The organism is Burkholderia sp. BCC1972 (genome assembly GCF_905339605.1).
Taxonomy (GTDB): domain Bacteria; phylum Pseudomonadota; class Gammaproteobacteria; order Burkholderiales; family Burkholderiaceae; genus Burkholderia.
In genome coordinates this window covers 226755-240982 of the sequence record NZ_CAJPGH010000005.1, presented here as the reverse complement: position 1 = coordinate 240982, position 14228 = coordinate 226755, and the positions used below count along the sequence as shown (strand labels likewise).

Annotated in this window: 11 protein-coding genes; 9 read left to right on the top strand and 2 right to left on the bottom strand. The window is 65.5% G+C overall.

Features of this window, described 5'->3' with window-relative positions:
* Nucleotides 1–326: 326 nt before the first annotated feature.
* From U5798_RS10540 to U5798_RS10525, 4 genes are read left to right on the top strand one after another with little or no spacing between them, the layout of a single operon-like run.
* Nucleotides 327–1322, top strand: coding sequence for a glycosyltransferase family 2 protein (locus tag U5798_RS10540; RefSeq protein WP_322081998.1), 996 nt, complete (start codon nucleotides 327–329; stop codon nucleotides 1320–1322).
* Between the two features lie 14 nt (nucleotides 1323–1336).
* The gene (locus tag U5798_RS10535) at nucleotides 1337–1963 is read left to right on the top strand and encodes a class I SAM-dependent methyltransferase (RefSeq protein WP_322081997.1); all 627 of its coding nucleotides are present in this window, start codon (nucleotides 1337–1339) and stop codon (nucleotides 1961–1963) included.
* Nucleotides 1963–2841: a hypothetical protein gene (locus tag U5798_RS10530; RefSeq protein WP_322081996.1), complete on the top strand. Its 879-nt coding sequence runs from the start codon at nucleotides 1963–1965 to the stop codon at nucleotides 2839–2841. Before U5798_RS10535 ends, U5798_RS10530 begins: the two co-directional genes overlap by 1 nt.
* A gap of 6 nt (nucleotides 2842–2847) precedes the next feature.
* Nucleotides 2848–4704 carry a hypothetical protein gene (locus U5798_RS10525; RefSeq protein WP_322081995.1) on the top strand — a complete coding sequence of 619 codons (1857 nt, stop codon included), beginning with the start codon at nucleotides 2848–2850 and terminating at the stop codon, nucleotides 4702–4704.
* 138 nt (nucleotides 4705–4842) lie between these two features.
* On the opposite strand, the gene groL is transcribed toward U5798_RS10525, so the two are convergent.
* Together groL and groES are read right to left on the bottom strand one after the other, a co-directional pair.
* Entirely contained in the window at nucleotides 4843–6483 is a 1641-nt protein-coding gene (gene groL / locus U5798_RS10520) for a chaperonin GroEL (protein WP_043181578.1), read from the bottom strand.
* 46 nt (nucleotides 6484–6529) lie between these two features.
* Nucleotides 6530–6823, bottom strand: coding sequence for a co-chaperone GroES (gene groES, locus U5798_RS10515; RefSeq protein ID WP_011351136.1), 294 nt, complete (start codon nucleotides 6821–6823; stop codon nucleotides 6530–6532).
* 722 nt (nucleotides 6824–7545) lie between these two features.
* On the opposite strand from groES, the gene U5798_RS10510 reads away from it, so the two are divergent.
* From U5798_RS10510 to U5798_RS10490, 5 genes are all read left to right on the top strand, one after another.
* Nucleotides 7546–8970, top strand: coding sequence for a carbohydrate porin (locus tag U5798_RS10510; protein WP_322081994.1), 1425 nt, complete (start codon nucleotides 7546–7548; stop codon nucleotides 8968–8970).
* Nucleotides 8971–9051: 81 nt separating this feature from the next.
* Nucleotides 9052–10185 (top strand): hypothetical protein, encoded by a 1134-nt coding sequence (locus tag U5798_RS10505; RefSeq protein WP_322081993.1) that lies wholly within the window; start codon nucleotides 9052–9054, stop codon nucleotides 10183–10185.
* A gap of 11 nt (nucleotides 10186–10196) precedes the next feature.
* Complete coding sequence (efeB, locus tag U5798_RS10500; protein ID WP_124449186.1) at nucleotides 10197–11504, top strand: iron uptake transporter deferrochelatase/peroxidase subunit; 1308 nt, start codon at nucleotides 10197–10199, stop codon at nucleotides 11502–11504.
* Between the two features lie 62 nt (nucleotides 11505–11566).
* Entirely contained in the window at nucleotides 11567–12601 is a 1035-nt protein-coding gene (locus U5798_RS10495) for an iron ABC transporter substrate-binding protein (RefSeq protein WP_124449188.1), read from the top strand.
* A gap of 2 nt (nucleotides 12602–12603) precedes the next feature.
* A complete protein-coding gene (locus tag U5798_RS10490; protein WP_322081992.1) occupies nucleotides 12604–14202 on the top strand; it encodes an iron ABC transporter permease in 1599 nt (532 codons plus the stop codon).
* The last annotated feature ends 26 nt before the right edge of the window (nucleotides 14203–14228 follow it).

The following is a 14228-nucleotide window of genomic DNA, read 5'->3' as shown; positions in this document are numbered from 1 at the left end:
ACCTGCTACTAGCGCGGGTCCGCCGGCATTGCCCGCTCGCTCCTGGTAGCGCCCCCTCCCCAATCCCTCGCTCCGTTCACTGGCCAAACAGGACGACACACGTAGCGTCCGGCCTGTTCTCCCACGCGTGATCAATCGTCTTCCGCACTGCAACGTCGCGCATGATCCGAGATCGATAGAAAGCGATCGGTCGGCAAAAGTAATTTATCGTAATTTTTTGTGAATTCGGTTTGATTTATATTTCGTCGATATCGGCCGGAAACAATATTGAAGTTCAGCGACCAAAAATCCGGCAGCTTGGGGGGTGAATCTACCGGTCATTGGCGATGAAACTAATTATTCAAATCCCATGTTTCAACGAGGCCACCACGTTGCCGATTGCACTGGCCGCACTGCCTCGCCGGGTCCCGGGGTTTGACAGGGTCGAATGGCTGATCGTCGATGACGGCAGCACCGATTCGACGATCGACGTAGCGCGTGCCGCCGGCGTCGATCACATCGTTCGACACCCACACAACCAGGGTCTGGCGCGCGCCTTCACGACCGGACTTGAAGCCTGCCTGCAACGCGGAGCCGATGTCATCGTCAATACGGATGCGGACAACCAATACAATGCAGCCGACATTCCTGCGCTCATTCGGCCCATTTATGCGGGAGAAGCCGATATCGTGGTCGGTTCACGGCCAATCGACGAAATCGATCATTTCTCGCCAATCAAGAAATCACTTCAGAAAATCGGCAGCTGGGTAGTCCGCGCGGTCAGCCGCACCGACATTCCCGATGCAACCAGCGGATTTCGCGCATACAGCCGCCGTGCCGCCCAACGATTGACGGTATTCAGCGACTACACCTATACGCTCGAAACGATCATCCAGGCCGGTCAACGCAACATGTCGATCGTCTCGGTGCCGATTCGCGTCAACGGGTTCCTGCGCCCGTCACGCCTGGTCAAAAGCATCGGTTCGTACGTTACGCGTTCGGTCCATACGATCTTCAGGATCTTCGTCATCTACCGGCCTGCCACATTCTTCGGTTCGCTGGGCGCGATCCTGTTTGGCGCAGGCGTATTGACCGGGCTGCGCTTCATGTACTTCTGGGCGACCGGCAACGGCACCGGACACGTCCAGTCACTCATTCTTGCGTCGATACTCGTCGGCGCCGGTTTCCAGACGCTGCTGATCGCCATCATCGCAGACCTCCTGTCCACGAACCGCAAGCTCCTCGAGGACGTGCGATTCGCGGTCAAGCAGATGCAAACGGATCGCGAGCAGGCAGCCTCGATGGAAAAGGAAGCGCCGCGCGCGTTCGGGGTCGTCCGATGAAGATGGCGCGCGGCATGGCAGAACAAGGCATTGTCGTCGGCAACAATTTCGACAAGTACGGCTCGACGAATCCGATCGTGCGACGTCTCATGCGAGGTTTCGACGCCGCACTGACCGACGTCGTGACACGAGCCGCACCGTCGTCGATCCATGAAATCGGTTGCGGCGAGGGCTATTGGGTCCTCCAGTGGCGGCAGCAAGGCCTGCAGGCAACGGGCAGCGATTTCTCCGGTCGCGTGATCGAGCTCGCTCGGGAAAACGCCGTTGCGCAAGGCGTCGACCCTTCGTATTTCTCCCGTCAGGATGTCTATCGAATCGAAGCGCAGGACGTCCACGCCGATCTCGTCGTCTGCTGCGAAGTGCTGGAACATCTCGAGCAGCCGGAAATCGCGTTGCACAACATCCACGCGCTCGGCGCACGCCACGTGATTTTCAGCGTACCGCGCGAACCGGTCTGGAGCGCAATGAATCTCGCGCGCGGCAAGTATATTTCCGCACTCGGGAACACGCCCGGTCACGTTCAACGCTGGTCGAAACGGGCATTCATCGCATTCATTTCCACGCGCTTCGATATCGTGTGCGTGCGTACGCCATTGCCGTGGACGATGTTGCTCTGCCGTCCTCGCAGCACGACCCCGTAGTGAAGTTCGGCAAACGGGAGCGGCGCTGGGTGCACCTCGCCGGTAGCGCACTGGGTGCGCTTGGCACCCTGTTCGTCGGCGCGAAGTTGCTCGAGTACAGTCGCCAGCTTTCGCTCGACGCCTTCTCTGTCGCGACATGGAGCGCTGTCGCGTCACTTAGTGCCGGCTACGGCGCCTGCGGCCTGCTGCTTGCGCTTGCGTGGCGCCAATTGCTTGCCCACCACGGTGTCGCGCGGTCGCGCACCTGGGCCATCAGGACGTACGGCGTCTCACAACTGGCCAAATACACGCCGGGCAACATTTTCCACCTTGCCGGCCGGCAAGCGATCAGCATTGCCGCCGGCATACCGGCCTGGCCCGTTGCCAAGTCGATCGGATGGGAACTCGCGGTCATTGCATCGACCGCCGTTCCGTTTGCCCTGCTCGCGGCCCCACTCAGATGGCCTGCCATCGGCGTCGAACCCGCCGTCACCGCATTCGCCGTCGTGCTCGCGATCGCCGTGTGGGGAATCGGAACCCGCTGGTCCCCGCGCGTTGCGCAGGCGGTATCGCTGCATGCCACGTTTCTGCTCGTCGCCGGCCTGATCTTCAGCCTGCTGCTTGCAATCACGTCGCAACATGCGAAGATCGACACGCACGGCGGTGCTTTCTGGTTACCGGTGTGCGGCGCCTACGTCATCGCGTGGTTCGCCGGACTCGTCACGCCCGGCGCCCCCGCCGGCGTCGGCGTTCGCGAAGCCGTCCTTTACGGGTTGATGCACGGTGTCGTCGGCCAAGCCGATCTCATCACTGCGATTGTCTTCGGCCGAATGGTGACGGTCGCTGGCGACCTGCTGTTCTTTATCGGCGCAACGCTCGCTCCCAAGCACCCGCACTGATCACGCATGCGCGACACTCGACGAAACCCGCTGCCATTCCGACCGACCTTGCTCAAGTCACTACTGTTCGTGGTAGCGCTGGCCGTGGTCGTCGTTGTCTACGGTGCCGTGCCCTTCGTGGCTCTTCCGACGCTCGGCCAGGCGCTATGGGTTTCGTCGTTCGCACAGTCATTCGCCAACAGCGGCTGGCCATCGATATTCGCCCACCAGTTCGGCCTTCCTGCTCCCGCGCCGATCGCGTTCGGCCTGTCTGGCGCGTTCGTCGAGAGTGCACTGCTTGCCGCCACGCGGCTGAATCCCGCGGACGCCTACAGCGCGACGATGCTGCTGTTCCTGGCGCTCGCGCTGTGGGGCGCAAGCGGCTACGCGTCGGCACTGGGCGCCCCGGCACGATATGCGCTGGCGCTTGCCGTGGTGTGGGCGACCATGCCTGTCGTATGGGCCCACTCCGGATATTCGATGCTGTCGATCGGCATCGCGCTGTTACCGCTTTACTTATGGACAACACATCGCCTTTGCAACGCGATCGATACGAACGGCTCGCGGACGATCGCGATGTTGGGGATGACACTCGTCGCCGTCGCCTGCCTGGCCGTCTTCACCGACGGTTATACGTTCGTCATGTTCGCTTTCGGCGCACTCGTCCAGTACGCGGGCCGGATCGCGCAGCCGGGCGGCCGCAGGATACGCCGGCTCGCAGTCGGTGTGCCGCTATATGCCGCGGGCTTTGGAATCGCGTTCGTGCTTTACCAGCAATATGTCGGCACACAAAGCTTCGCCGCCGATCCGCTGTCCGTATTTCGCGGCTTCGGCGTGGACGTCACCATGCTCGTCCGGCCGACGCAAGGGCTCTTGTGGTTATGGGATGCGCTGCGCGTGAGCGCCCCGAGAAGCGACGCAGCGTACTTCGGCGACGCATCCGTGTGGTTCACCACGTTCGTCTCGCCTGTCGTCATTGCGGGCGTGGCCGGACTCGCGCTGACGAAAGACCGCGCCTGCGGCGTCCCGTTGCTGGTGCTTGGCATCCTGGCAACGTACCTCGCACTCGGCCCGTCCCTGAAAGTCGATTCCGTACGCCCCGATGCCGACCGGGCCGCAGGCAATTTCCAGGCGACGATGCCACCCGAATACGCTATCGCGCCCACCGGAACGGCCTATCTGTCGACTCACGTACCAGGCTTCAAGAACATGCGCGCATCCTACCGCTGGAGCGCACTGACTGCGTTCGCGTTCTGGGCGCTGTTCATCCTGCTGATCACGGAGCTGTCGCGCCGCGACAAACACAACGTTGCGTGGTTGCTGCTGGGTCTGATGCTCACATCGAACCTGCCGAATCCGGATTCCCGCCTCGTGTATTCCGAAGTGCGTCACTACGAGCGGCAGGTGCCGCTACATGCACCGCTGGACTTCCGCGACCAGTTTGCGATGCTCGATCGGTCAATCGTTGCAGACTTCCGGCAGGACGCTCCGAAAGATGGCATCACGGCATTCGTTCCACAGGGCAACGACTTTCTGGCCGCCTATCTGGCCGCGACGTCCGATACGCGCACGTACAACGTTGGTGGTGACAAGAACGTCGCGCTCGCGCAAACGCACTGGCCTGCATCCATCTCGACGCTGTTTTCGTCCGACACGGCGATGCTCGCCGACAACATCGAACACGTGCTGACGGACCGTAGTGCAAATGCCGTTGCCATCAGCTATGTCGATCTGCTATGGAATGCCCATCGATGGCCGCCATCGTCGGCTGAACTGGACCACGCTCGCACACGCTATGCTGCCGTGGTCAACGCGCTCTCGGCCAATCCCCGCTTCGTCGTTAAAACACGCCCCTACTACACCTTGATCACGCCGCGTCAATGACACGGTCATCGCGCGGTCCACTTTCCACCTTGCACCAAAATCCTCGCGCCAATAAAAAAGACCCGCATCGCTGCGGGTCTTTTCTTTTGGCTGGAGCGCGCATCGCTGCGCGCCCCGGACACCATCGACCGAAGTCGATTACATGTCCATGCCCATGCCGCCCATGCCGCCCGGCATGCCGCCCGGCATCGGTGCATCTTCCTTCGGCAGTTCTGCGACAGCTGCGTCCGTCGTCAGCAGCAGGCCTGCAACCGAAGCTGCGTTCTGCAGTGCGGTGCGCGTGACCTTGGTCGGGTCGACGACGCCGGCTTCAACCATGTCGACGTACTCGCCCGTTGCTGCGTTGTAGCCGTAGTTGCCCGTACCGGCAGCCACTGCCGCCACGACGACGCTGGCTTCTTCGCCACCGTTCGTGACGATCTGGCGCAGCGGCTCTTCCATTGCGCGCAGCACGATCTTGATGCCGGCGTTCTGGTCGGCGTTCGCGCCGGTCAGGCCTGCGATCGCGGTGCGAGCGCGGATCAGCGCAACGCCGCCACCTGCCACGATGCCTTCTTCCACAGCTGCGCGCGTTGCGTGCAGTGCGTCTTCGACACGTGCCTTCTTTTCCTTCATTTCGACTTCGGTCGCAGCACCGACCTTGATCACTGCAACGCCGCCGGCCAGCTTGGCCACGCGCTCTTGCAGCTTTTCACGGTCGTAGTCCGACGTCGCTTCTTCGATTTGCGCGCGCACTTGCTTCACGCGTGCTTCGATGTTCACGGCTTCGCCTGCGCCGTCGATGATCGTCGTGTTTTCCTTGCCCACTTCGATACGCTTCGCCTGGCCCAGTTCTGCCAGCGTTGCCTTCTCGAGCGTCAGGCCGGTTTCTTCGGCGATCACTTGGCCGCCCGTCAGGATCGCGATGTCTTCCAGCATCGCCTTGCGACGATCACCGAAGCCAGGCGCCTTGACCGCAACGGTCTTCAGGATGCCGCGGATGTTGTTCACGACCAGCGTCGCGAGCGCTTCGCCTTCGATGTCTTCAGCGATGATCAGCAGCGGACGGCCAGCCTTCGCGACTTGCTCGAGCACCGGCAGCAGATCGCGGATGTTCGACACCTTCTTGTCGTGCAGCAGCACGAACGGGTTGTCGAGGACGGCGACTTGCTTTTCCGGGTTGTTGATGAAGTACGGCGACAGGTAGCCGCGGTCGAATTGCATGCCTTCGACGACGTCGAGTTCGTCGGCCAGCGACTTGCCGTCTTCGACGGTGATGACGCCTTCCTTGCCGACCTTGTCCATCGCTTCAGCGATGCGATCGCCGATCGACGTGTCGCTGTTCGCCGAGATCGAGCCGACCTGTGCGATTTCCTTGTTGGTCGTGCACGGCTTGCTGATCTTCTTCAGCTCTTCGACAGCCGCTGCGACTGCCTTGTCGATGCCGCGCTTCAGGTCCATCGGGTTCATGCCCGATGCGACGTACTTCATGCCTTCGCGGACGATCGATTGCGCGAGGACGGTTGCCGTCGTCGTGCCGTCGCCTGCGTTGTCGCTGGTCTTGGAAGCGACTTCCTTGACCATTTGCGCGCCCATGTTCTGGAGCTTGTCCTTCAGCTCGATTTCCTTCGCGACCGACACACCGTCCTTGGTGACCGTCGGGCCGCCGAAGCTGCGCTCGAGCACCACGTTGCGGCCCTTCGGACCCAGCGTGACCTTGACTGCGTTGGCGAGAATGTTCACGCCTTCGACCATCTTCGAACGGGCGGAATCGCCGAATACGACGTCTTTAGCTGCCATCTTCTAACTCCTTGAATTCTTGGGAATATGTACCGTCGGAGGACGCTTACTTGGCGTTGACCACGGCCATGATGTCTTCTTCGCGCATGACCAGCAGTTCGTTGCCGTCGACCTTGACGGTCTGGCCTGCGTACTTGCCGAACAGGACGCGATCGCCGACCTTCACGTCGAGCGCGATCGGGGCGCCCTTGTCGTCGCGCTTGCCCGGGCCGACGGCCAGGACTTCGCCCTGGTCCGGCTTTTCAGCAGCGGCGTCGGGGATCACGATGCCCGAGGCGGTCTTGGTTTCCTGATCCAGGCGCTTGACGATCACGCGATCGTGCAAAGGACGAAGGTTCATATTCACTCCTCTCTTGACTGAGATTGAAGAACGCTTAGGGAATCTGCCCGGCTTGTCGCCCGGCAGAGAATTGTTAGCACTCTCGTGCAGCGAGTGCTAATTATATGGACGGGTTTTGACAAATTCAAGAAGGGAAACCGGACGAATTTTCAACGCGGCACCGCAGCGGGGAAAACACCCGAAAATCACAAAAAACCCTTTCAAAACAAGACTCCGACCCACGCTACCCGGCCCGACACACGAGCCCGCGCGGCCCGCGATTCGCATCCAGCCCCGTTTGGACACCGGGTAAGCACGGAGTTCCTGCGACCGGCGGCATCGCATCGAAAAACCTGCACAGGCGCCGATTCCGTCCGCCGCAACATGCCCGCTCACCGCGCCCGACGACCGTCGCGCCCGCTCCCCGGCGATCCATCGCTACGCATCTAAGCATTCATTTTCATTACGCCGATATTTACGTTCCTCCTCCCGAAAAACACCCATCGGGCCTCTTCCGTAAGGCATCCCATTACATTCAGTAATTTAGATGCGAATCATTCTCGTTTACATTGACTTTCTCATTTGAGACTCCTACGATGCGCCGCGTTGCGCTCTTCTTCATGCCCTGGCCGATCGGTGCCGAGCGTCGGGACAGCGACCGACAAGCAGGACTCCAAACCAATTAGAAACAGGGATTTGATATGAAGGTTGTGTCGTTCCATGGAGACCGCGTCCGTGCCAGGATGCGCCCCGCCGCCTGTGCGGCCGTCCTCGCGTGTGCATCGTTCGCGAGCGGCGCCGCGTTCGCCGCCGCGTCGGTCGATGCGCAGCCCGAAGCACCCGAGGCCGACCTCGCGATCCAGGCGAAGCCGACCGACATGTGGACCGGCATCTGGACGCGCCAGAGCCTGCTCGGCGACATGGGCGGCATCCGCCCGTGGCTCGGCAAGTACGGCGCGACGCTGCAGATCACCGAAACCAGCGAATACCTCGCGAACCTGCGCGGCGGCCTGAACCGCGGCGGCACGTACGACGGGCTGACGACCGCGACGCTGACGGTCGATACGCAGAAGGCGATCGGCCTGCCCGGCGGCACCTTCAACGTCAGCGCGCTGCAGATCCACGGCAGCAACCTGAGTGCGCGCAATCTCGGCACGCTCAACACCGCGAGCGGCATCGAGGCGCAGGACACGACGCGCCTGTGGGAGCTCTGGTACCAGCAGTCGTTCCTCGACAAGCGCGTCGACGTGAAGATCGGCCAACAAAGCCTGGACCAGGAATTCATGGTCAGCACGTATGCGAACACGTTCGTCAACACGATGTTCGGCTGGCCCGCGCTGCCGTCGTACGATCTGCCGAACGGCGGCCCCGCCTATCCGCTCGCGGGCCTCGGCGTGCGCGTGCGCGCGCAGATCACGCCGAAGCTCACCGCGCTCGCGGGCGTGTTCGACGGCGATCCGCTCGGCAACAACCCCGGCAACCTGAGCGGCACGAACTTCAACCTGCACAACGGCACGCTCTATATCGGCGAGCTGCAATACGCGCTGAACCAGCCGTCCGACGGCGAAATGGACACCGGCCACTCGAACGGGCTGCCGGGCACCTACAAGATCGGCGTCTGGTATCACAACGGCCGCTTCGCGGACCAGGGCATCGGCACCGACGGGCTGTCGCTCGCCGATCCTGCTTCGAACGGCAATGCGCAGCAGCATCACGGCGACTACAGCTTCTATGCGGTGGCCGACCAGATGATCTGGCGCCCCGACCCGACCGGCGCGAAAAGCCTCGGCGTGTTCGCGCGCGTGATGGGCGCGCCGGGCGACCGCAACCTCGTGAGCTTCGCGGCGAACGCGGGCATCGTGCTGAAGGCGCCGTTCGACGGCCGCGACAACGACAGCGTCGGCCTCGCCGTCACGTACATCCAGGTCGGCAGCCACGTAACCGACCTCGACCAGGCCGCGCGGACGTTCGCGGCCGGCCCGTACGGCGTGCGCACCCGCGAGACGACGGTCGAGGCGACCTACCAGTACCAGGTCAACCCGTGGTGGGTGATCGCGGCCGATGCGCAGTACACGTTCAATGCCGGCGCGGGCCAGAACCCGAGCGATGCGACCCAGCCGCTGCGCAACACGTTCGTGCTCGGCGCACGCACGACGATCACGTTCTGAGCGCCGCACGCGCACGCCAGTCGCCCTACGCCACCCCGTTTTCGCGCGCCGCCGGCGCGGCGCGCTCCCCAGGAGATCCCGATGATTCAATCCGCCCCGCTTCGCCGCCTCGCGACGGGCGCGCTGGCCGCCGTCGCGCTGACGGCCGCCGCCGGCGCGTTCGCCGAGCCGCAAGGCTTCCTCGAGACGCTGCATCGCCATACGCTGCTCGTCAACACGGTGCCCGACAACGGCGACCAGAACCCGTATGCGATCGCGGTCGCGCCGGTGTCGGCCGGCACGATCCAGGCAGGCGACGTGCTCGTCGACAACTTCAACAACGCGGCGAACCTGCAGGGCACCGGCAGCACGATCGTCGACTATCGCCCGTCAACGAAGCAGCTGAGCCTGTTCGCATCGATCCCGCGCGACCTGAAGGCGTGCCCCGGCGGCGTCGGCCTGTCGACCGCGATGACGATGCTGAGGTCGGGCTGGGTGATCGTCGGCAGCACGCCGAGCAACGACGGCACGACGTCGACGAAGGGTGCCGGCTGCCTGATCGTGCTCGATCCGCAAGGCAAGATCGCGTCGACGTGGTCGAGCGCGAACATCAACGACCCGTGGGGCAACATGGCCGTGGTCGACCGCGGCGACAGCGCGACGCTGTTCGTCAGCATGGCCGGCTTCGGCGTCGGCGGCGCGGACGGCAACCCGCCCGTCTACAAGCAGGCGACCGTGCTGCGTCTGGACCTCGACGTGCCGGCCGGCAAGCCGCCCGTCATCAAGCAGGAAACGATCGTCGCGAGCGGCCTCGGCGCGCAGGCCGACAAAGGCGTGTTCCTGGTCGGCCCGACCGGCCTCGCGTTGTCGGGCGACCAGAAGAAGCTGTACGTATCCGATGCGATCGGCAACCGCGTCGTCGAGATCGACGATCCGCTCACGCGCGACACGAGCGCGGGCGTCGGCCGCCAGGTCACGGCCGACGGCTTCCTGCGCCGCCCGCTCGCGCTCGCGACCGCGCCGAACGGCCATCTGCTCGCGACCAACGCACTGAACGGCCAGGTCGTCGAGATCGATCCGGTCGCCGGCAAGCAGCTCTATGCGCGCTGGATCGATACCGACAAGGCGCAATCGCCGCCCGGCAACGGCGACCTGTTCGGGATCGCGATGACGCCGGCCGGCGACGGCTTCTATTACGTCCAGGACGACGTCAACACGCTGATGCTCGCGAAGTAACGGAACCGACCATGGCAGACGAACTGAACCCGCCGTCGCGCCCCGCGCGCCGCGGCTTCCTGAAGGCCGGCGGCGCCGCGGTGGCCGCAGGTCTCGCGGCGAGCACGATGCCGGCCGCCCGCGCGGCCGATGCGGCGCCCGCTGCGGCACCGGACGCGCACGCGCACGACGACGACATCGAGCCGTTCTACGGCAAGCACCAGGGCGGCATCACGACGCCGCAGCAGCGCAACGCGTACTTCGCCGCGCTCGACCTCACGACGACCAAGCGCGCGGACGTGATCGCGCTGCTGAAGACGTGGACCGACGCGGCCGCGCGCCTGACGCGCGGCGACACCGCGCAGCCGCTGCCGGCAACCGGCGGCGACGACGTCGCGCCGGCCGACTCGGGCGACGCGCTCGGCATCGGCGCGTCGCGGCTGACGATTACGTTCGGCTTCGGGCCCGGGCTGTTCGCGGTCGCGGGCAAGGACCGCTACGGCCTCGCGAAGCAGCGCCCGGCCGCGCTCGTCGACCTGCCGCGCTTCAACGGCGACCAGCTGATCCCGGAGAAGACCGGCGGCGACCTGTTCATCCAGGCGTGCGCGAACGACGCGCAGGTCGCGTTCCACGCGGTGCGCCAGCTCGTGCGCCTCGGCGGCAACGCCGTGCAGATGCGCTGGGGCCAGGCCGGCTTCACGTCCGGCAAGCCGGGCGAGACGCCGCGCAACCTGATGGGCTTCAAGGACGGCACGATGAACCCGTCGCGCGACGATCCGGCCGCGATGAACGCATTCGTGTGGGCCGGCAACGAAGGCCCGGCGTGGATGAACGGCGGCACCTACACGGTCGTGCGCCGCATCCGCATCACGCTCGAACACTGGGACAACACCGAGCTCGGCTTCCAGGAGCAGGTGTTCGGCCGCAAGAAGTACAGCGGCGCGCCGATCGGCGGCAAGCAGGAGTTCGAGGCACTCGACCTCGATGCGGTCGACAAGGACGGCAATCCGGTGATCCCCGACAACGCGCATGCGCGTCTTGCGTCGCCGCAGGTGAACAACGGCGCGCAGATCCTGCGCCGCGCGTATTCGTACAACGACAGCGCGAACTTCTACATCGAGCGCTGGCCGCCGTGGCGCCAGCAGACCGAGTACGACGCGGGGCTGATGTTCGTCGCGCACCAGCGCGACCCGCGCAAGGGCTTCATCCCGATCAACGAGAAGCTCGCGAAGCTGGACATCATGAACCAGTTCACCACGCACGTCGGCAGCGCGATCTTCGCGTGTCCGCCGGGCGCGCAACCCGGTTCGTACATCGGCGCCGCGCTGTTCGAAGCGTAACGGCATCGCGACGCCGCGCACCTCTTTCCCCGGCCCGCCCGGACGCAACTCACGACGACGACATGAACACTTTTCCCGTTAGCCGCCCGCTGCGGCACCTGATCGCCGCGGCGGCCGCCGCGCTGATGCTGACCGGCGCGCTGCACGCCACGCGCGCGCATGCCGCGACGCTTACGCTGTACAACGCGCAGCACGAGCAGGTCGTCAACCAGCTCGTCAAGGACTTCGAAGCACAGAGCGGCATCACCGTGAAGGTGCGCTCGGGCGAAGGCCCCGCGCTCGCCGCGCAGATCGTCGCGGAAGGCGACCGCACCCCGGCCGACGTGTACTTCACCGAGAACTCGCCGGAGCTCGTGCTTCTCGACCGCAAGGGCCTGCTCGCGAAGACCGACGGCGCCGCGCTGCAGGCAGTGCCCGCGCGCTTCAACCCGGCCGACGGCAACTGGGTCGGCGTGCTCGCACGCGAGAACGTGCTCGTCTACAACACCGCGAAGCTCCAGCCGCAACAACTGCCCGCGTCGCTGCTCGATCTCGCGAAACCCGAATGGAAAGGCAAGGTCGGCGTCGCGCCGAGCGATGCGGACTTCCTGCCGCTCGTGAGCGCGGTGCTCGCGCTGCACGGCGAGGCCGCGACGCTGCAATGGCTGAAGGGCCTGAAGGCCAACGCGCAGGTCTTCGACGACGACGAAGGCGTGACGGCGGCCGTCAACCGCGGCGGCGTGCTGACCGGCATCATCAACAACTACTACTGGGACCGCCTGCACGCGGAGCTCGGCGACAAGTCGACGAAAAGCGCGATCCATCACTTCGGCAACCATGACGTCGGCGCAGCCGTGAACGTGTCGGGCGCCGCGGTGATGAAGGCGTCGAAGCACCAGGCCGACGCGCAGAAGTTCGTCGCCTATCTCGTCAGCGAGCGCGCGCAGAAGCTGATGGCGAATGGCCACATCAGCTTCGAGTATCCGCTGCACCCAGGCGTCGCCCCCGATCCGATCCTGAAGCCGTTCGACGAACTGAGCCCGCCGGCGCTGACGTTCGAACAGCTCGGCGACGACAGCCAGGCCGGCAAGCTGCTGCGCCAGGCCGGCCTGCTCTGAGCATGAGCGACGCCGTGTCCCGCACGGCGCGCCCCGCGCCCGACGGCGAGCGCACCGCGACGCGGCGGCGAGCGTCGCGCGCACTCGTCGCCGCGGCTGCGTGCGGGCCGCTCGCGATCCTGCTGCCGCTCGGCTTCACGCTGTACCGCGCGGCTACCTTCGGCGTCGACGATGCGATCGCGTTGCTGTGGCGCCCGCTCGTCGGCGAGCTGCTCGTCAACACGCTGTCGATCACGCTCGCCGCGACGCTCGCGTGCACGCTGCTCGGCACCGCGGTCGCCTGGTTCATCGAGCGCACCGACCTGCCCGCGCGGCCGCTGTGGACCGCGCTCGCCGCCGCCCCGCTTGCGGTGCCGCCGTTCATCACGAGCTATGCGTGGGTGTCGCTGAGCCTCGACCTGCAGGATTTCCTCGGCGCGCTGATCGTGCTGACGTCCGCGTACTTCCCGCTCGTCTACCTGCCGGTGGCCGCCGCGCTGCGCGAGCTCGACCCCGCACTCGAGGAAAGCGCGCGCACGCTCGGCTGCTCGCCGTGGCATACGTTCTTTCGCGTCGTGCTGCCGCAGCTGCGCCCCGCGCTGTACGGCGGGATGCTGCTCGTCGCGCTCGGCGTGCTGTCGGAATTCGGTGCGTTCCAGTTGCTGCGCTTTCGCACGTTCACGACCGAGATCTACGCGGAATACCGCACCGCGTTCGACGGCGGCGGCGCGTCGCTGCTCGGCTGCGTGCTGATCGCGCTGTGCCTGCTGTGCCTCGCGATCGAGGCACGGGCGCGCGGCCATGCGCGCTACGGCCATACGCACCGCGCCGCGCGCCGCGTCGCGATGCGCTATCCGCTCGGCACGCTGCGCGGCCCCGTCGCCGTCGCGTTCGCCGCGCTCGCGGCCGCGACGCTCGGCGTGCCGCTCGCGATGATCGGCTACTGGCTCACGCAGCAAGGTGCGGCCGCCGTCACGCCGGCCGACGTGTCGCCCGAACTGCTGTGGCAGGCCACGCTCGCTTCAGGCGGCTACGGCCTCGCGGCGGCAGCCGTCACGACGCTGCTCGCGCTGCCGCTCGCGTTCCTGCTGGTCCGCCACCCGAGCCGCGTCGCGACGCTCCTCGAACGCACCGCAATGACCGTGCAGGGCGTGCCGGGCATCGTCGTCGCGCTCGCGATCGTGTCGATCACGGTGCGGTTGCTGCAGCCGCTCTACCAGAGCGCGCCGGCGCTCGTCGCCGCGTACGCGATCCTGTTCCTGCCGCTCGCGGTGGTGAGCGTGCGCGCGGCGCTGTCGCACGTGCAGGTCCGGCTCGAGGAAACCGCCCGCTCGCTCGGCCTCGGCTGGCGCGCGACACTCGTGCACGTGGTGCTGCCGCTCGCGGCGCCCGGCCTCGGCGCGGCCGCGACGATGGTGTTCATCTCGGTCGTGACGGAACTCAACGCGACGCTGCTGCTGTCGCCGATCGGTACGCGCACGCTCGCGACGCAGGTGTGGAGCGATACGGCGACGCTCGCGTTCGCGGCCGCGGCGCCGTATGCGGCGTTGCTCGTTGCGTTGTCGCTCGGCGCATCGGGCCTGCTGTTCCTGTTGCTCGGCCGCGCGTCGGTGCGCGACTGAGCGCCGCCTTTTTTCCCGGAACCGCC

Coding starts and splice junctions, on each gene's coding strand:
- U5798_RS10510 (WP_322081994.1), top strand. CDS start 7,546: ATGCGCCCCGCCGCCTGTGCGGCCGTCCTCGCGTGTGCATCGTTCGCG.
- U5798_RS10495 (WP_124449188.1), top strand. CDS start 11,567: ATGAACACTTTTCCCGTTAGCCGCCCGCTGCGGCACCTGATCGCCGCG.
- groES (WP_011351136.1), bottom strand. CDS start 6,823: ATGAACCTTCGTCCTTTGCACGATCGCGTGATCGTCAAGCGCCTGGAT.
- U5798_RS10535 (WP_322081997.1), top strand. CDS start 1,337: ATGGCAGAACAAGGCATTGTCGTCGGCAACAATTTCGACAAGTACGGC.
- U5798_RS10505 (WP_322081993.1), top strand. CDS start 9,052: ATGATTCAATCCGCCCCGCTTCGCCGCCTCGCGACGGGCGCGCTGGCC.
- efeB (WP_124449186.1), top strand. CDS start 10,197: ATGGCAGACGAACTGAACCCGCCGTCGCGCCCCGCGCGCCGCGGCTTC.
- U5798_RS10525 (WP_322081995.1), top strand. CDS start 2,848: ATGCGCGACACTCGACGAAACCCGCTGCCATTCCGACCGACCTTGCTC.
- groL (WP_043181578.1), bottom strand. CDS start 6,483: ATGGCAGCTAAAGACGTCGTATTCGGCGATTCCGCCCGTTCGAAGATG.
- U5798_RS10540 (WP_322081998.1), top strand. CDS start 327: ATGAAACTAATTATTCAAATCCCATGTTTCAACGAGGCCACCACGTTG.
- U5798_RS10490 (WP_322081992.1), top strand. CDS start 12,604: ATGAGCGACGCCGTGTCCCGCACGGCGCGCCCCGCGCCCGACGGCGAG.